The 15,259-nt window shown below is 51.9% G+C and carries 12 protein-coding genes; all 12 read left to right on the top strand.

All coding sequences use genetic code 11. The features are described from left to right. Nucleotides 1–3: 3 nt before the first annotated feature. The 12 genes from AC50Y3_RS20190 to AC50Y3_RS20135 all read left to right on the top strand — a co-directional run bounded on the left by AC50Y3_RS20190 (nt 4) and on the right by AC50Y3_RS20135 (nt 15,258). Complete coding sequence (locus AC50Y3_RS20190; protein WP_494820522.1) at nt 4–1,053, top strand: glycosyltransferase; 1,050 nt, start codon at nt 4–6, stop codon at nt 1,051–1,053. Further along, nucleotides 1,050–1,949, top strand: a complete 900-nt coding sequence (locus tag AC50Y3_RS20185) for a glycosyltransferase (RefSeq protein ID WP_494820521.1) — start codon at nt 1,050–1,052, stop codon at nt 1,947–1,949. Before AC50Y3_RS20190 ends, AC50Y3_RS20185 begins: the two co-directional genes overlap by 4 nt. Nucleotides 1,950–1,970: 21 nt before the next feature. Then, the gene (locus AC50Y3_RS20180; RefSeq protein ID WP_494820520.1) at nt 1,971–3,311 is read left to right on the top strand and encodes a lipopolysaccharide biosynthesis protein; all 1,341 of its coding nucleotides are present in this window, start codon (nt 1,971–1,973) and stop codon (nt 3,309–3,311) included. Nucleotides 3,312–3,329: 18 nt separating this feature from the next. Further along, nucleotides 3,330–3,881: an acyltransferase gene (locus AC50Y3_RS20175; RefSeq protein ID WP_494820519.1), complete on the top strand. Its 552-nt coding sequence runs from the start codon at nt 3,330–3,332 to the stop codon at nt 3,879–3,881. 47 nt (nt 3,882–3,928) lie between these two features. Next, entirely contained in the window at nt 3,929–4,894 is a 966-nt protein-coding gene (locus tag AC50Y3_RS20170) for a polysaccharide pyruvyl transferase family protein (protein WP_494820518.1), read from the top strand. 33 nt (nt 4,895–4,927) lie between these two features. Continuing rightward, complete coding sequence (locus tag AC50Y3_RS20165; protein ID WP_494820517.1) at nt 4,928–6,298, top strand: sugar phosphate nucleotidyltransferase; 1,371 nt, start codon at nt 4,928–4,930, stop codon at nt 6,296–6,298. Between the two features lie 51 nt (nt 6,299–6,349). Continuing rightward, nucleotides 6,350–7,690, top strand: coding sequence for a UDP-glucose dehydrogenase family protein (locus AC50Y3_RS20160; RefSeq protein WP_494820516.1), 1,341 nt, complete (start codon nt 6,350–6,352; stop codon nt 7,688–7,690). 21 nt (nt 7,691–7,711) lie between these two features. Further along, complete coding sequence (locus tag AC50Y3_RS20155) at nt 7,712–10,654, top strand: chitobiase/beta-hexosaminidase C-terminal domain-containing protein (RefSeq protein ID WP_494820515.1); 2,943 nt, start codon at nt 7,712–7,714, stop codon at nt 10,652–10,654. Nucleotides 10,655–10,695: 41 nt separating this feature from the next. Next, complete coding sequence (locus AC50Y3_RS20150; RefSeq protein ID WP_494820514.1) at nt 10,696–11,940, top strand: sulfotransferase family protein; 1,245 nt, start codon at nt 10,696–10,698, stop codon at nt 11,938–11,940. Beyond that, the gene (locus AC50Y3_RS20145; RefSeq protein ID WP_494820513.1) at nt 11,937–13,877 is read left to right on the top strand and encodes an asparagine synthase-related protein; all 1,941 of its coding nucleotides are present in this window, start codon (nt 11,937–11,939) and stop codon (nt 13,875–13,877) included. Before AC50Y3_RS20150 ends, AC50Y3_RS20145 begins: the two co-directional genes overlap by 4 nt. A gap of 225 nt (nt 13,878–14,102) precedes the next feature. Beyond that, nucleotides 14,103–14,234, top strand: a complete 132-nt coding sequence (locus tag AC50Y3_RS20140) for a paeninodin family lasso peptide (RefSeq protein ID WP_143111553.1) — start codon at nt 14,103–14,105, stop codon at nt 14,232–14,234. 199 nt (nt 14,235–14,433) lie between these two features. After that, complete coding sequence (locus AC50Y3_RS20135) at nt 14,434–15,258, top strand: phosphoenolpyruvate carboxykinase (ATP) (protein WP_494820512.1); 825 nt, start codon at nt 14,434–14,436, stop codon at nt 15,256–15,258. Nucleotide 15,259 lies beyond the last annotated feature (1 nt).

Here is a 15,259-nt window from a genome sequence, read left to right as displayed (position 1 = left end):
GCCATGAGCAAGTCGACCGTTTACATGTGGCCGAAAGCGAGTCCGGATAACAAATACAGTGAGCTGCTGACTCAATCGATTGAACAGGCAGGGCTGCATGTGGAGCATTACGACAAAGAAACGGTTCTGCGGCCGGGCAGAGGGGATATCGTCCATATGCATTGGCCGAGTAACTCCTACCACCATGCATCCGGAATTGCTTTGACAGTCGTAAAGTCGCTGTTCTTCGCTCTCCTGCTGCTCTATTACAGAGTCAGAGGCGTTCGCTTGTTCTGGACCGTCCACAACATTTGGCCGCATACAGGCAGAACACGCTGGGACTATATCATGCGCAAGTATATTTTGACCGTGTGCCATCGGGGATTTGTTCTGAGCGAATCGGTTAAGCAGGAAGTTGCCGGCGTGTTCGGTATATCGCCAGGGAAGTTAGTGGTTACGCCGCATGGCCATTATGTCGGTGCCTATCCGGGAACAGGAACAGATATCCGGCAGAAATTCGGCATCGCGCCGGATCGGTTTCTATTCTTGTTTGTCGGCCGGATCAATCCGTACAAAGGGGTTGATCGGCTCGTCGAGGCGTTCTCGTCGCTCAAGCTTGCGAACTGCAGTTTACTGATCGCCGGCCGGGTCGATTCGGGCTACAGCCTGGACTTTATCGACCGCTTTAACGGCGATGGAGCAATCAGCGTCTATCCGCATTTTGTGGGTGATGATGAACTTGCTGACTACCTGCAGGCGGCCGATCGGGTCGTGCTGCCGTACAGCCAAATCACGACATCCGGGAGCGCGATTCTTGCATTATCCCATCATAAGCCGGTGATTGCGCCAAACTTAGGCGCGCTCGGTGAGTATATATCCGGCGATTGCGGCATTTTGTACAATCCGGATGATCCGGACGGCTTACGCAATGCGCTTCGAAAGTCCATGGACATGGATATGAAGCAAACGGAGAAGCAGATTGAGGCCAAGCTGCGAGAACTGGATTGGAGCCGGATCGCCGGTAAAATGATCCCTATTTATAGCGGTACAAAGCTGCACGAGGTGAAAGCATGAAAGCAACGATAGCGATTTGTACACATAATCGGGCAGCGGATGTGAAGGATGCACTGCTTAGCCTGCTGCAGCAAAGCTACAAACAACCTTTCGAGGTCATTGTGATCGACAATCGCTCCACGGATCACACCAAACAAACCGTACTGGACTTCCGGAATATGGTCGACATCCAGGTTCGCTACGTGTATGAGGAACGACTTGGTTTATCGGTCGCCCGGAATCGTGCGATTCGCGAAGCAAGAGGCGAGTTCATCCTATTCCTGGATGACGATGCCAAGGCGTCGAAGGATTGGATCTCCGGCATTGTTGACTTGTTCGAGGGGAATCCGCGAATCGGCTGCGTCGGCGGCAAAATCGAGCCCGCATGGGAAGGCAGCCCGCCAAGGTGGCTCTCCCGGGACAACCACTCCCTCTACAGCATCTTGGATTATTCGGATGACATTGTGGAGATGCAGGAGCCGGCGATCCCGTTTGGTGCCAACGTGGCTTTCCGCATGTCGGTGTTCGATCGCATGGATGCCTTCCGCGAGGATCTTGGCAGAGTGGGAAGCAATTTGCTTTCCAGTGAGGAGGCTGAACTGATTGCGCGTATCCGTACTCGTTATGCGGTCTACTACACGCCTCATGCCTCCGTGCTGCACAAGATTCCGCGAAGCCGGATCAGCCGGAAATGGCTGCTAAGACGCATTTATTGGCAAGGCGTCAGCAGTGCGGTGTCCTCGAAGCAAAAAACGGGGATTATCATGAAATCGCTCGTTAAGCTGCCGATTTTTACCGTGCTGACGATCTTGTTCTTCTTCGATAAACGGCGAATATTTCGCAATATCAGCAAAATTATTTATAACAACGGGTTGATCAGCGGCGTGCTGCGAAGCTACCAACCGAAGCGAATCTAACCTTTGAGGATGTTTTGAATCATGAATCAAATGGCTGTCAAAAGAGTCGGAGCAGGTCGGAGCGTATTCCAAACCATCCTGCATACCAGCGCCGCCAATCTGCTCATTATGGTGTTAAGCACCGTAACCTCTATCGTGACCGCACGATTGTTCGGCGTCGAAGGGAAGGGGATGTTCTCGGCCATTCTGTTCTGGCCGACCCTGCTGGCAGGGCTTGTCTCGTTCGGGCTGCCGACCTCCCTGATCTACAACATGAAGATCAATGCGGGTAAAGCGGCGGAGTACATCCGGGCAGGATTCATGTTTCAGCTGCCTGTCAGTTTGCTTGTCGGTACAGTTGCCTGGATCTATTTGCCCGTTTGGCTGGGGAACTATCCGGATGATGTGATCCGGACAGCCCAGTGGTACACAGTCTTGACGCTGCCGATTCTGTTAGCGGTAAATCTGCTTACGGCGCTTACGCAAAGCATGGATAAATTCGTGCTGTATAACGGACTGCGACTATACGTTCCGCTCAGTAATCTGCTCGGTCTGCTGGTTCTGTGGGCGATCGGCAAATTATCGCTGAATGGCGCGGCATTCGTTTTCTTCGGGACCAGTCTAATGGTTATCTTCTGGGCGCTGCACCGGCTGCGGCATGAATTGTCGTTCAACTGGCTGCGCAGATTCTCGGATCGGCTCGTGCTGGGGACGCTGTTTGGCTACGGTGGAAGGGTGTTCGGAGTAGAGCTGCTCGGTACGCTGTACTCGCAATGCGACAAGCTGATTATTTTGTCTTTATTAACGCCGAGGGATTTCGGACTTTATACGGTTGTCTATACGTTATCCCGCGTGTTTAATGTCGTGCAGACGGCCATATCGAACGTCATTTTTCCGAAGGTGACAGGGCTTAGCCAAGACCGAATCATAACAGCCGTCAGCAGGGCCTTCCGGCTGTCCTTCCTGCTCATGACCATCGCGGTTATTCCGGGGATGCTCATCGGTCATTATTTGCTGGGCCTTCTGTATGGGGAGCAATTTCTGGAAGCCGGCACCGCTTTCTATCTGCTGTCGCTCGAATGCATCATCGGTGGCGGTTCATGGATTCTCGCCTCTTCCTTCAATGCGATGGGGCGTCCCGGATTGGTCGCAATGCGGCAAGCGATCGCGCTGGCCATCACGATTGGGCTGTTTTTCATCCTTACACCGCTGTATGGCTTGAACGGGATCGCGATTGCTTTGCTGCTCGGCGCGGTCATCCGCATTCTGATTACGATTGCTGCCATGAGAATCGTATTCAAGGTGCGCATTCTCGACATTCTGTATGACAAAAACGATATACGCTTTCTATTCGAGCACCTCTCGCGAAGAATGCATACCTAGGAAGGCGGCAACACCGCAATGAACAAAAGCAAGAGAAGCATCAAGGATTACTTTAAATTCGGTTATCGCGTAGTGCTCGGCGCGCTGTTTCGGAGGCATGTCGATCAATGCGGGAAGCTGCTGCGGGTAGGCGGAAGCATGACGGTGTCGAAGGCCAAACGAGCCAAACTCTTCATCGGCGATTACGTCATCCTGCACAAACATGCCGGTTTTTACTTGGATTCCAACGAGGCTGTCATCGAGATCGGCGACCATACCTTCATTAATCGAAGATCTGAAATCAGATGCAAGAAGCAGGTGAAAATCGGCAGTCACTGCGCCATCTCGTGGGATGTCACCATTATGGATACGGATTACCACTGTATCGAGGGAAGTGTGGCGACCAAGCCGACGATCATCGGCAATCATGTCTGGATCGGCAATAAGGCGGTTATTTTGAAAGGCGTAACGATCGGGGAAGGCGCCGTTGTCGCTGCAGGGGCAGTCGTGTCGAGAGACGTGCCAGCCCACACGCTTGTCGCAGGCGTCCCCGCGAAGCCCATCAAGAAGAATATCAAGTGGAACAAGTGACGGAACAAGCTCGAGAGAGAGAGAAGATACACGGAGGAGACGGATGAATGGAAAGCGTACAGTTTGCTCATCCGATGGATGAGCTCAAGGACAAGCTTCGGCAAATTTTGCAGGTGATTCCGCCGCATTCCAAGATTTACTACATCGATTATCCGGTTCATGGCAATGGCGGAGATCTGTTGATTATGAAAGGAACCGAAGCTTTCTTCAAAGATAACCATATTCGCGTTGCGGCGCGTTATAGCGTGCTAGATTTTCCGAGCGGCGTGAAGATCCCGAAGGATCATATTATCGTGCTGCACGGCGGCGGGAACTTCGGTGACTTGTATCCCGCTCACCAGAAGCTGCGCGAGAAAATCGTGTCCGACTATCCCGGTCACCGGGTGGTCATGCTGCCGCAGACGATTTTCTACAAGAATGAGGCTGAATTTGATAAGACGGCAAGGATCTTTAACACACATAAGGATTTGCATCTCTACGTTCGCGACATCTACTCGCAAGAGATGGCTACCGTGAAATTCACGACCTGTCATGTCTATCTATCTCCGGATATGGCGCACCAACTATGGCCGATTCGGAGCCATACGAGCCCGGACAAGGAACTGCTTTGTTTCCTCCGGACTGACATCGAGAAGACGGCAGAGCAAGAGCGGCTTGAAGCTTCCGGTCAGGGGGACTACCTGGACTGGGCTACGCTGTTCAGCGGATTTGAGCATAAATCGATTCGCGCCATTTTCAAAATGTCGGCAGTAAGCAGCGGCAAGCTTCCCGTGAGCATGATCTGGGGCAAATACACCGACTATCTGGTAAACAAAGCCGTCAACCGGTTTAGCAAATACAAGAATGTACAGACCTCAAGGCTTCATGGACATATTCTGTCTTGTCTCATGGATAAGCCGAATATTCTGCTGGACAACTCTTACGGAAAAAATGCCAGCTATTATCGCACGTGGACGAATGGTATAACGTCAGCGAAACTATTGTCGCAGCAGACTTCAGCAGAGAGAGTTTGATTCAATTAAACTCCCTATTATAGGAGGGATATCATGAAAGTCGTATTGCTTTCGGGAGGATCGGGGAAACGGCTGTGGCCGCTGTCAAATGACGCCCGGTCGAAACAGTTTTTGAAAATCTTGAAAAAAGACGATGACCACCTGGAGTCCATGATACAACGAGTCTGGGGGCAAATCGGTGAAGCCGATTTGAGGAATCACGCCTACGTCACGACGAGCAAACCTCAAGTTGAAATGATTCAAAGTCAGCTTGGGAGTGAAATCAACCTGATCGTCGAGCCGGAGCGCAGAGATACATTCCCAGCCATCGCGCTTGCAGCCACTTATCTATACTCTGTCGAAGGCGTGAGTTTGGACGAAGCCATTGTCGTCATGCCCGTCGACCCTTTCGTGGAAATCGGCTTCTTCCAGAAGCTGAAAGAGCTGGAGCATGTGCTTGCCAGCTCCGATGCCGACTTAGCGCTGATGGGGGTTAAGCCGACGTACCCTTCCGAGAAATACGGGTATATCATTCCGAAGCAGGATGGCGATCCTAACCGCTCGTTCATGGATGTTCAGAGCTTCCGCGAGAAACCTCGCGAAGAAGAAGCCGTCGAGATGATCAGTCAGGATGCTCTGTGGAATTGCGGTGTGTTCGCATTCAAGCTGGATCTGATCATCAACATCCTGATCGTGAACGGGCTGCCGATCCAGTACGATGAAATGTTGAAACAGTACAGCAAGCTGCCGAAAATCAGCTTCGACTATAAAGTAGTGGAGAAAGCGAACCGGATTGCAGCGATTCAATATGACGGGTCCTGGAAGGATCTTGGCACATGGAACACGCTGACGGAGGAAATTGAAACCTCCCTGATCGGAAAAGGCATTATAACGGCAGATTCGATGAATACCCATGTCATTAATGAGTTGGAAGTTCCGATTACGCTGCTTGGTTTGTCCGATGTCATTGTTGCGGCAAGCCCGGACGGCATCCTTGTTGCAGACAAAGCTTCAAGTCCGCGGATTAAGGATGTCATGAAGCATTCGGAGCAGCGCCCGATGTACGAAGAGCGACGCTGGGGCCGGTACCGCGTGCTGGATTACGCGACCTATCCGGATGGCCGGGAAGTGCTGACCAAGCGGATCTTTATTAATGAAGGCAGCAATCTGAGCTACCAGTACCACAGTCTTCGGGACGAGGTATGGACGGTGGTTGCCGGACATGGAGAGATGGTGCTTAACGGAAAGCGGTTTTCCATTACTACGGGCGACGTTCTCATGATACCGAAGGAAAACCGACATAGCCTGCGTGCGCAAGCGGATATCGAAATCATCGAAATCCAAACCGGTACGCAGCTCATTGAAGAAGATATCGTAAGGCTTGAACATGATTGGAACGAAATTATGCAGCTCTGTATGAAGTAACGAAGCGTGTGCTGCTGCGTTTTCTCCGAAAATTCTAAGGAGTTGTTGAATATGAACATCACGGTTATCGGTGCTGGTTATGTCGGGCTTGTGTCAGGCGTTTGTTATGCGGAGCTTGGGAATCAAGTGATCTGCGTCGACAAGGATCAAACCAAGCTGGATATTTTGCGAAACGGAGCCATTCCTATTTACGAACCGGATCTGCAGGAGCTCTCACTTAAGAATATGGCTGCCGGAAAGCTGAGCTACACGTCCGATCTTCATCGTGCGGTTCAACTGTCGGATATCGTGATCATCGCGGTCGGGACACCTTCCTTGCCTAACGGCGAGGCGGATTTATCTTATATTGATCAAGCGGCTGATGAAATTGCGGAAGCTATGAACGGGTATAAGATCATCGCCGTGAAGAGCACGGTTCCCGTCGGAACGAACGAACGCGTACGTGATCGAATCCGCAAGCTGACCCATGAACAGTTCGACAGCATCTCGCTGCCGGAGTTTCTGAGAGAAGGCTCGGCCGTGCAGGATACGCTTCATCCGGACCGGATCGTCATTGGGGCCGATTGTCAGCATGCCGCAGACACGATGACGAAGCTGCATGCTTCATTGACGGATCAAATCGTGGTAACGGACATTCGCAGCAGCGAGATGCTGAAGTATGCGTCCAATGCCTTTCTGGCTACGAAAATATCGTTTATCAATGAAATTGCGAATATCTGCGAGAAGGTAGGCGCCGACGTCACCCAGGTGGCCAAAGGAATGGGGTATGACAACCGGATCGGCCATTCGTTTCTGAAAGCAGGGATTGGCTACGGGGGCTCCTGTTTCCCGAAGGATACGCGGGCTCTCATCCAAATTGCCGGCCATGTCGACTACGAGTTCAAATTGCTTCGTGCGGTAGTTGAGGTGAATCAGGACCAGCGGTTCAAAATGATCAAGAAGCTGGAAACGATATTTGACGGCAACCTGCAGGGCAAGACGATTGCCATCTGGGGACTTTCCTTTAAACCGAATACGGACGATGTGAGGGAATCACCCGCGCTCGAAATCGTTCACCATTTGGTGAATAGCGGGGCTGTGGTGAAGGTGTACGACCCGATTGCGATTCCGAACTTCCGCCGGATGTACGGCGAGAACGGCGTGGTCTGGTGCGAAGGGGCACTAGAGGCGGCAGCGGATGCAGACGCGCTCTGTCTCCTGACGGAATGGGATGAATTCATCCATGTGGATCTGAATCAGCTGCAAACAGTACTGCGGAAGCCTATTCTGATTGACGGCCGCAATGTTTTCAAAGAAGAGGATTTGGCAGGTACAGCATTTATTTACTATTCCATCGGCCGTCCCAGCTTGAATCAAGGCGTCAAGGAGGAAGTGTTGGCTTTACATTACTAAAGGATGATGAGGGCCTTTATTGTGAGAAAAAATGCTTCAATGCTGTTATTGTACGGACTGATCGCTTGCTTGTATCCGTTATCCGCTACCGGGGACGCCGCTCCACTATCATTCTATGAGATCGAAGTCGATCATCTACGAGATTGGGAGCAGGTGTACAAGCATACGGATACGCTCTTTCTGACGAAGGTTCCGGGTGATGCCGCGGATCCGACCCGTGTGAAACGCAGCGGCGTTTCAGGCGAGAACATGGTGTACAAAGCGGAAGGTTATCTGCGTTCCTTCGCGGTTTACGCCTATTATCAGCCGAACGCCGGCAAGACCTATGACCATCCGGCATTCTACATTTCGAAGGATGGCGTGACTTATAGCCAGGTCATACCGGACATCCATGAAGAAGACAGCACAGCGGTTAACATGGTGTATGAATCGAGGAAGTTCCCGGCAGGCACAAAGTTTCTGAAAATCGTCTATCAAGGCAGCAGCGTCGGCAGATCGCCTTCCATCGGGAAGGTCGTATTGAACGGACCTTCCAGCGCAGACACCAGCGTGCCTTCGGGGACGGTACCTTACGGCCGCATGGTCATGCTGAATCAAGGCGAGAAGGGTGAAACCATCTATTACACAACGGATGGCAGCGATCCCAGAACCTCGGTTACTCGCTTGCATTACAGCTCGCCGATTGCCGTCGTAAACAACTTGCTGCTTCAAATCACGGCTGTGAGCCATTCGAGTACAGGCCATTCGGCAGCGACCGGCGTATCGACTTATCGGTACGTACCGGCTCCTAAGACGGCGCCGCCAGTCGGATTGATCGATCCGCTTGATAATTTCAAGCTGCTTGCCAATCGTACCAATCTGTATGTGGCTACGAACCAGCCCGGCTATTTCGATAACGACAAGGGCCGGCTCGTGCGAACGACAAGTGCGCCGGGCAGCATGGTGTACCATACCGATTACGACATGAATTCGTTTACGGTGTACAGCAGCTTTTTTAGCGGGATTCCGATAGAGGAGCATCAGTTGTTGGTTTCATCGGACGGCAAACAATACAAGCAAATTCCCGCGACGGTAAACCTTGTCGGTTATCCGACCGGAAATTGGCAGCAATACGCGTATGAAGCGTCGGCATTGCCGGAACATACGAGGTATTTGAAAATCGTATTGCTCGGCACGAAAGCCTGGTCGCCTCAAGTTTCGAAGGTTGTCCTTAATCAAAACACGGCTTCCGTGAAGCTGGCCACGTCCCGAAGCGGTACTTCGGTCAAGACTGAATTGACCTCGACTACGAAAGGGTCGCGCATTTATTACCGGTTGAACAAAGGGCCGGATTTCGTACCTTATTCGAAGCCGCTCCAGCTTCAAGGATATAACGTGCTGGAAACGTATGCGGTGAAAGATGGCTGGGTACCAAGTCCAATCCGCAAATTTACGGTCAATGCGAGCAATGAAATCCTTGTCGATCGATTCGGTCAAATGAATGCTGCGAATTTCACTGGGAAGGTGACCAGTGAGCAGGATTTGGTGGCAGATGCGGCGGCAGATGCAGCCTATTACGGCAGCCTGAAGCCGCCGGGAGGACGCGACCCTTACGGCGGGCTGGCCGGCAGCGGGAAGAAATACAATTTGGCTGCCAAAGGTTACTTCGCGATCCAGCGGATGGGTGAACGCAAAGTGATGACGACGCCTGACGGCAATCTCTATTTCAGCTTAGCCGTGAATGGCGTGACGTCACATGAAACCTACACGAGCATTGCGGGTAGGGAGCAGAAATTCGAATCGCTATTTCCGAATCAAGGGATCTACAAGAACGCGTACATCGGCAAGGACAATTATTCGTTCTTTATGGCGAATGTGTTCCGGAAGAAAGGCGTTTTCCCGACGGAGCATGCGATCTATTCGGAAGCGATATCCCGGCTGCCTAAATGGGGTTTTAACGGCGTAGGCAACTATTCGACCGAGAAGTACGGCGAGGAGGGCAAGCTTCCTTACGTAAGGATGCTGCCGCTGAGCGGAATGGCATGGGCCAAAATAAACGGATTATCGCTATTTGACATCTTTGCCCCGAACGCCGCAGAGCAGATCGATAAGGCATTCAAGAACGCGCTCTCGCCAAACAAAAATGACAAGAATCTGATCGGTTATTTCATCGACAACGAATACGATTTTCACAAATTTTATACGAATGTACCGAAGCTCAAAGCGAGCTCTGCCGCGATGAAAGGGAAGCTGGTTCAGAGGCTGAAGGACAAGTATCAAACCATCAGCTCATTCAACGCCAATTGGAAGACGACATTCAAATCGTTCGACGACATGAAGGAAGCGGAGCTGCCTGTTTCAACCTCTCAATCCTGGCGCGATATGGAAGCTTTCTTTGACTACTATCTGGATACGTTCTTCGGAACGGTCTCCCGTGCGTACCACAAATACGATCCGAACCATCTCCTCCTTGGAGATCGATGGATTACGACAACGTTCCATAATGAGAAAATCAGCAGCGCGCTCGCTAAAGCGGAAGGCAAATACGTGGATGTCATCAGCATCAACTATTACACCTACAAGCTCGAGCCTGATCTTCTGAAAAAGGTCTACGACCTCTCAGGCGGAAAACCGATTCTGTTCAGTGAATTCGGTTATGGGACGAGTGAGCAGGGGCTTGCGCCGCTTCTTCCAAATTCGGCAGTGAATCAATTCCAGCGGGGCATGCGCTATCGCAATTATGTGGAAGGTGCGGTCACTCTGCCTTATGTAGTCGGTGCACATGTGTTTAATTATGTGGATCAAGCCGGGCTGGGCAGGTATTGGCAGGGCGAAGGAGGAGAGCATTACAACTCCGGTCTGATCAATGTGGCGGATCGCCCTTACAAGGATTATTTGAAAGCCATCATGGATACGAACTATGACATCTATAAGGTCATGCTCGGGGAGCGCGCGAAATTTTATTATGATTTCAATAAAGGATAAGGTCGGTTGTTTCGCGATCTTTGTCTTGAAGGAGGTACACCTTGGTCGATTCCAGCGGCAACAACCTTGTTTTTCTACTCTGTACGCCGAGGAGCGGAAGCTCTCTGGCCACGGTTATGCTCCAAAATCACAGTAAATTGTTCGCTACCCAGGAAATGTGGTTTCTGATGAGTTTGTACGATTTGCAATCGCCGCAGCGGCGCGCTTATGGCGGGACAGGCATCCTGAATCAGTTCTATAATGGTGTACTGCCGCAACACAGCTTTGAGCAGGCTTGCCGAGCTTTCGCTCTCCAAGTATACAACGGCTTAATGCAAAGCAGCGCCGGTGCGGAGATGGTGATCGACAAGTCGCCTCGGTACTATTATCTGCTGGAGTTTCTGGATGCGCTGTTCCCGCAGTCTCGGCGGATCTGGCTCATGCGTAATCCGTTCGCGGTCCTCTCTTCCCATAAGAAGGTGAACGGGAAACGGGGAACAAGCTTCAATCTGAGGGAAGACATGCGAAATGCGAGCTTCGATATGAAGATTGCTGACCTGACGATCGGACTGTTCCGCTATTTTCATTATTTTGCCCAGGATAATCCCTACACGCACCGGTTGTCCTACGAGAAACTGGTAACCAGCCCCAGAGAGCAGATGATTGAGGTTTGCCGATTCCTGGGCGTTTCTTATGAGGAAGGGTTAGAGACATACGGGAACTTTAGAAATACCGCTAAGTCCGACTTGTATTTCAGCATGGGGGTCGGTGACCCGTTTGTCGCGAATCATACGGAGGCGAATCAGGATTCCGTCGGGATTTGGAAAGATGTGCTGGACAAGCAGGAGATCGAAATGTACGGCCGCGTGCTGGGCGCTCAAATCTTTCATGATCTCGGCTATAGCGAGGAACTAGCTGAAGCCGAGAAGCTGACAGGCGTACGCTTCGAGCTTGAACCGGATGCGGAGCTGCTTGCCCTGTACACCAAGCAACTAGTGGATGCGACGGGCTGCAGGTGGGAAGCGGACTATAAGATGCGCACGGAGCCAGGTTCATCGGGGAGCTTGCTGCTGCCGGACCAATTCGGCGGTGAGAAATGGCTGCATCCCGAGGAGCTTCAGCTGCAGATGACGGTGCGTATGCTTGAGAAACGGTTGGAGAACAGCGCGAAAGAGCGAAGACAGTTGAAATTGCAGCTGGATACCATGAGGAGAAAGGCGAATCGGTTGAAAATGCTGATTCCCTTCGGCAATCGCTTGTCCCAGCTGGCTTCGACCTACTTCAATAACAGCAGGCTGAACAAATGAGCGCCATTGTCGGTATTTATCAGCACAATGGGCATCCGGTCAGCAGCAGAGACAGCGATGGGATGATGGAAGCCATGGAGCGGTACAGTGCCGACGATGCTCAAACGTGGACGAACGGCGCGGTATTCCTCGGCTGCCGAGCCAAGTGGATTACGCCCGAGTCCGTAGGCGAGCGGATGCCCTATTACGACGCTGAGCGTAAGCTCGGGATCACGGCTGACGCCATCCTTGATAACCGCCGGGAATTGTTCGGACTGCTGCAGATTTATCCGGCTCATCGCAGTAAGATCACGGACAGTGAGCTTATTCTGCTCGCTTATCGGAAATGGGGGCGGAAAGCTCCGGAATACCTGATCGGCGATTTCGCGTTCGTCATCTGGGACATGGAGAAGCGGGAGTTGTTCGGTGCCAGAGATTTGCTGGGGCATCGCACGCTCTACTATGTTCACGGAAGCGATCGGTTTGCCTTCGGTACGACAATGGCTCCGTTATTCGCTTTACCGGAAGTTGTCAAAGCGCTTCATGAACCCTGGTTAGCGGAGTTTATGGCGATTCCGGAAATGTTCGAATCTACGGAGGTCACCTCCACCCCTTACCGGAATATTCATCAGTTGCCGCCGGCCCATACGATAACCGTTTCGGATGGACGCGTCTCGCTCGCTAGGTATGGTTCCTTGGAACCGAAGTCGATGCTTCGGCTTCCATCCGATCATGAGTACGAGGAGGCATTCCGCGAGGTGTTCGATGAAGCAGTGAAGTCGAGGCTGCGCACGCATCGTCAAGTAGCGGCCACCTTAAGCGGCGGCCTGGACTCCGGTTCCGTTGCAAGCTTTGCCGCACGTGCGCTTCGTGAGGAAGGGAAGCAACTGCATACCTACAGCTACATTCCAACCCGCGATTTCACGGATTGGACGCCGAGCAGCACAGCGGCGGATGAAAGCCGGTTCATCGATGCCACGATTCGGCATGTCGGCAACATTTCGCACCAAGCGATGGATTTCCAAGGCATCAGCCCGTTATCCGAAGTAGACGAAATGCTGGATATGCTCGAGATGCCGTACAAATTCTTCGAGAATTCCTATTGGTTGAAAGGGATACACGAGCGAGCCGGCGCGCAAGATGCGACTGTTCTGCTAACCGGAGCTAGAGGGAACTTTACGGTTTCATGGGGACCGGCGCTCTATTATTACGCTACGCTGCTCAGAAAGCTGAAATGGCTGCAATTCATGCGGGAGCTTCGGCTCTACAGCGTTAATAAAGGGATTAGCAGATCGCGTCTACTGTCCGTGATCGGCAAGCAGGCATTCCCGATTCTGGCGAAACGTTCGCAGCAGGGGAGCGAGGCTCCGGATATTCCGACGATGCTGATCCATCCCGAGTTTGCCAGACGAACCGATGTGTTCGCCAAGCTGCAGGCCAACCAGATCGGGGTGAATGGCTCTACCATTAATGATCCGCTGGAGCTGCGCAAGGAGAAGATGCAGAATCTAGCTGTCGGCAACAAGAACGGCGCCTCGGCTACGAAATTGTCCTTGCGTTACGGCGCATGGGAACGCGATCCGACCTGCGATCCCAGAGTCGTTCGGTTCTGCTTCTCGGTGCCGGTGGAGCAGTATGTGCAGGGCGGCTTGGATCGCGCGCTTATTCGCAGGGCGACGAAGCATTATTTGCCCGATGAAGTACGGCTAAATCAGCGTATCCGCGGCATCCAGGGAGCGGATTGGGTTCACCGTATTGCGCCGTCCTGGAAACCGTTGACCGACGAGCTGAGGCAGCTCTGCTCAGACCCTATCGCCTCGGGGTACCTTCACGTCGACCGAATCCGGGAAGCCGTTTCGCGACTTGGCGAAGTCCCGCGTCCGGAGCACGCGTTCAACCCCGAGATGAGAATGCTCATGCGCAGCCTGATCATCTACAGGTTCCTAAAACGCTTTTAAAAGATTTTAAGAAGTAACTAAAAGTTGCGTAAGGGTGAAAGGGATTGTGCCGGAGAGTTTACGTGCCGCCTTTAAACTTGTATTGTTACCGCCTAATCTAATCCAAAGAGAATACAAGTTTAACAGCGGCCGCAGGCACATCCCTGAACCCGGAGCTCTTCCTTATAACTTTCTTCTAAAATAGCATTAAAACTCGTTGACTCCATTGAGAGGGGGTGAAAAACCATGACGAACAAAAAAGAATGGCAAGTTCCGACTGTTGAAATGCTTGACGTTAGCGAAACGATGTATGGAAAAGGTATGACGAATATTGACTTCGTAACAACGGACGATATGGACATCTATAACCCGAGCTAGGTTCGGGACAGCGCCCTTATACAATCCGCGCACCGGATTGTATAAGGGATTTATTATTATTGCCCTGAAAGGAGTGGTTGATCTGATATCTGCCGGTGAACACACGATATACAAGGCTTTCGGCCTGCAGATAGCGAGTTTAATTCCGCTGCCTGAACTACCCGTATCCGGTTCGATGGTAGAAGAGGAGCGCCCGGATGTGGTTATTGAAGCAGCTGAACCAGCTAAGTTATGGGAAGAGCTGCAGCTTGGCGGAAGCAACTTCATGTACAAAGACGGCCGATTCCTGTTTCTCATTCCGGAGACAGCTATTTATTGCATTGAAGACGGGTATCGCATTACTGTCGCTCCGCTAGAAGGTGCAGATCAGGAGAAAGTGCGTGTATATTTGCTGGGTACCTGCATGGGCGCACTGCTAATGATCCGCAATGTGATGCCACTGCACGGAAGCGCCATTGTAATAGGTGGTAAAGCCTACGCGTTTGTTGGTGATTCGGGAGCAGGTAAATCCACACTTGCTGCCACACTGGTAAGCAAAGGCTATGAGCTAATAAGCGACGATGTCATCCCGGTTTCCTTGTCGGGCAAAGGCGGAAGGCTTACCGTTATGCCGGCTTATCCGCAGCAGAAGCTGTGGCAGGAAAGTATCGATCAGCTGGGGCTGGCATCCGGGCACTACCAATCGGTATACAGGGAAACAACGAAATATGCCGTACCGGTGATTTCCGGATTTTGCAATGAACCCGTTCCTCTCGGAGGGGTCTTCGAACTGGTGAAGTCGGAATCAGCGGCAGCAGTTTCGATCCGACAATTGCCCAATCTGGATCGGCTGCGTATCGTGCTGATGCATACGTACCGAAACATGCTGATCCCGCGGCTAGGCCTTGCGCAGTGGCATTTTAAGGCTTCGTCCAATATGGCGGATCAGGTTAGCGTCTATCAGCTCATTCGGCCGATGGCGGGATTTACGGCGCATGACCTTGCATCTGAAATTATTCGTACCATTGAAAAAGGAGGCGTATAAA

This window comes from Paenibacillus sp. J22R98 (assembly GCF_059383835.1).
This window is presented reverse-complemented; position numbering and strand designations above follow the sequence as displayed.

Excerpts from the sequence above, each read along its gene's own strand:
- AC50Y3_RS20175 (WP_494820519.1), top strand. The coding sequence starts at position 3,330 with ATGAACAAAAGCAAGAGAAGCATCAAGGATTACTTTAAATTCGGTTAT.
- AC50Y3_RS20160 (WP_494820516.1), top strand. The coding sequence starts at position 6,350 with ATGAACATCACGGTTATCGGTGCTGGTTATGTCGGGCTTGTGTCAGGC.
- AC50Y3_RS20170 (WP_494820518.1), top strand. The coding sequence starts at position 3,929 with ATGGAAAGCGTACAGTTTGCTCATCCGATGGATGAGCTCAAGGACAAG.
- AC50Y3_RS20190 (WP_494820522.1), top strand. The coding sequence starts at position 4 with ATGAGCAAGTCGACCGTTTACATGTGGCCGAAAGCGAGTCCGGATAAC.
- AC50Y3_RS20165 (WP_494820517.1), top strand. The coding sequence starts at position 4,928 with ATGAAAGTCGTATTGCTTTCGGGAGGATCGGGGAAACGGCTGTGGCCG.
- AC50Y3_RS20180 (WP_494820520.1), top strand. The coding sequence starts at position 1,971 with ATGAATCAAATGGCTGTCAAAAGAGTCGGAGCAGGTCGGAGCGTATTC.
- AC50Y3_RS20185 (WP_494820521.1), top strand. The coding sequence starts at position 1,050 with ATGAAAGCAACGATAGCGATTTGTACACATAATCGGGCAGCGGATGTG.
- AC50Y3_RS20145 (WP_494820513.1), top strand. The coding sequence starts at position 11,937 with ATGAGCGCCATTGTCGGTATTTATCAGCACAATGGGCATCCGGTCAGC.
- AC50Y3_RS20140 (WP_143111553.1), top strand. The coding sequence starts at position 14,103 with ATGACGAACAAAAAAGAATGGCAAGTTCCGACTGTTGAAATGCTTGAC.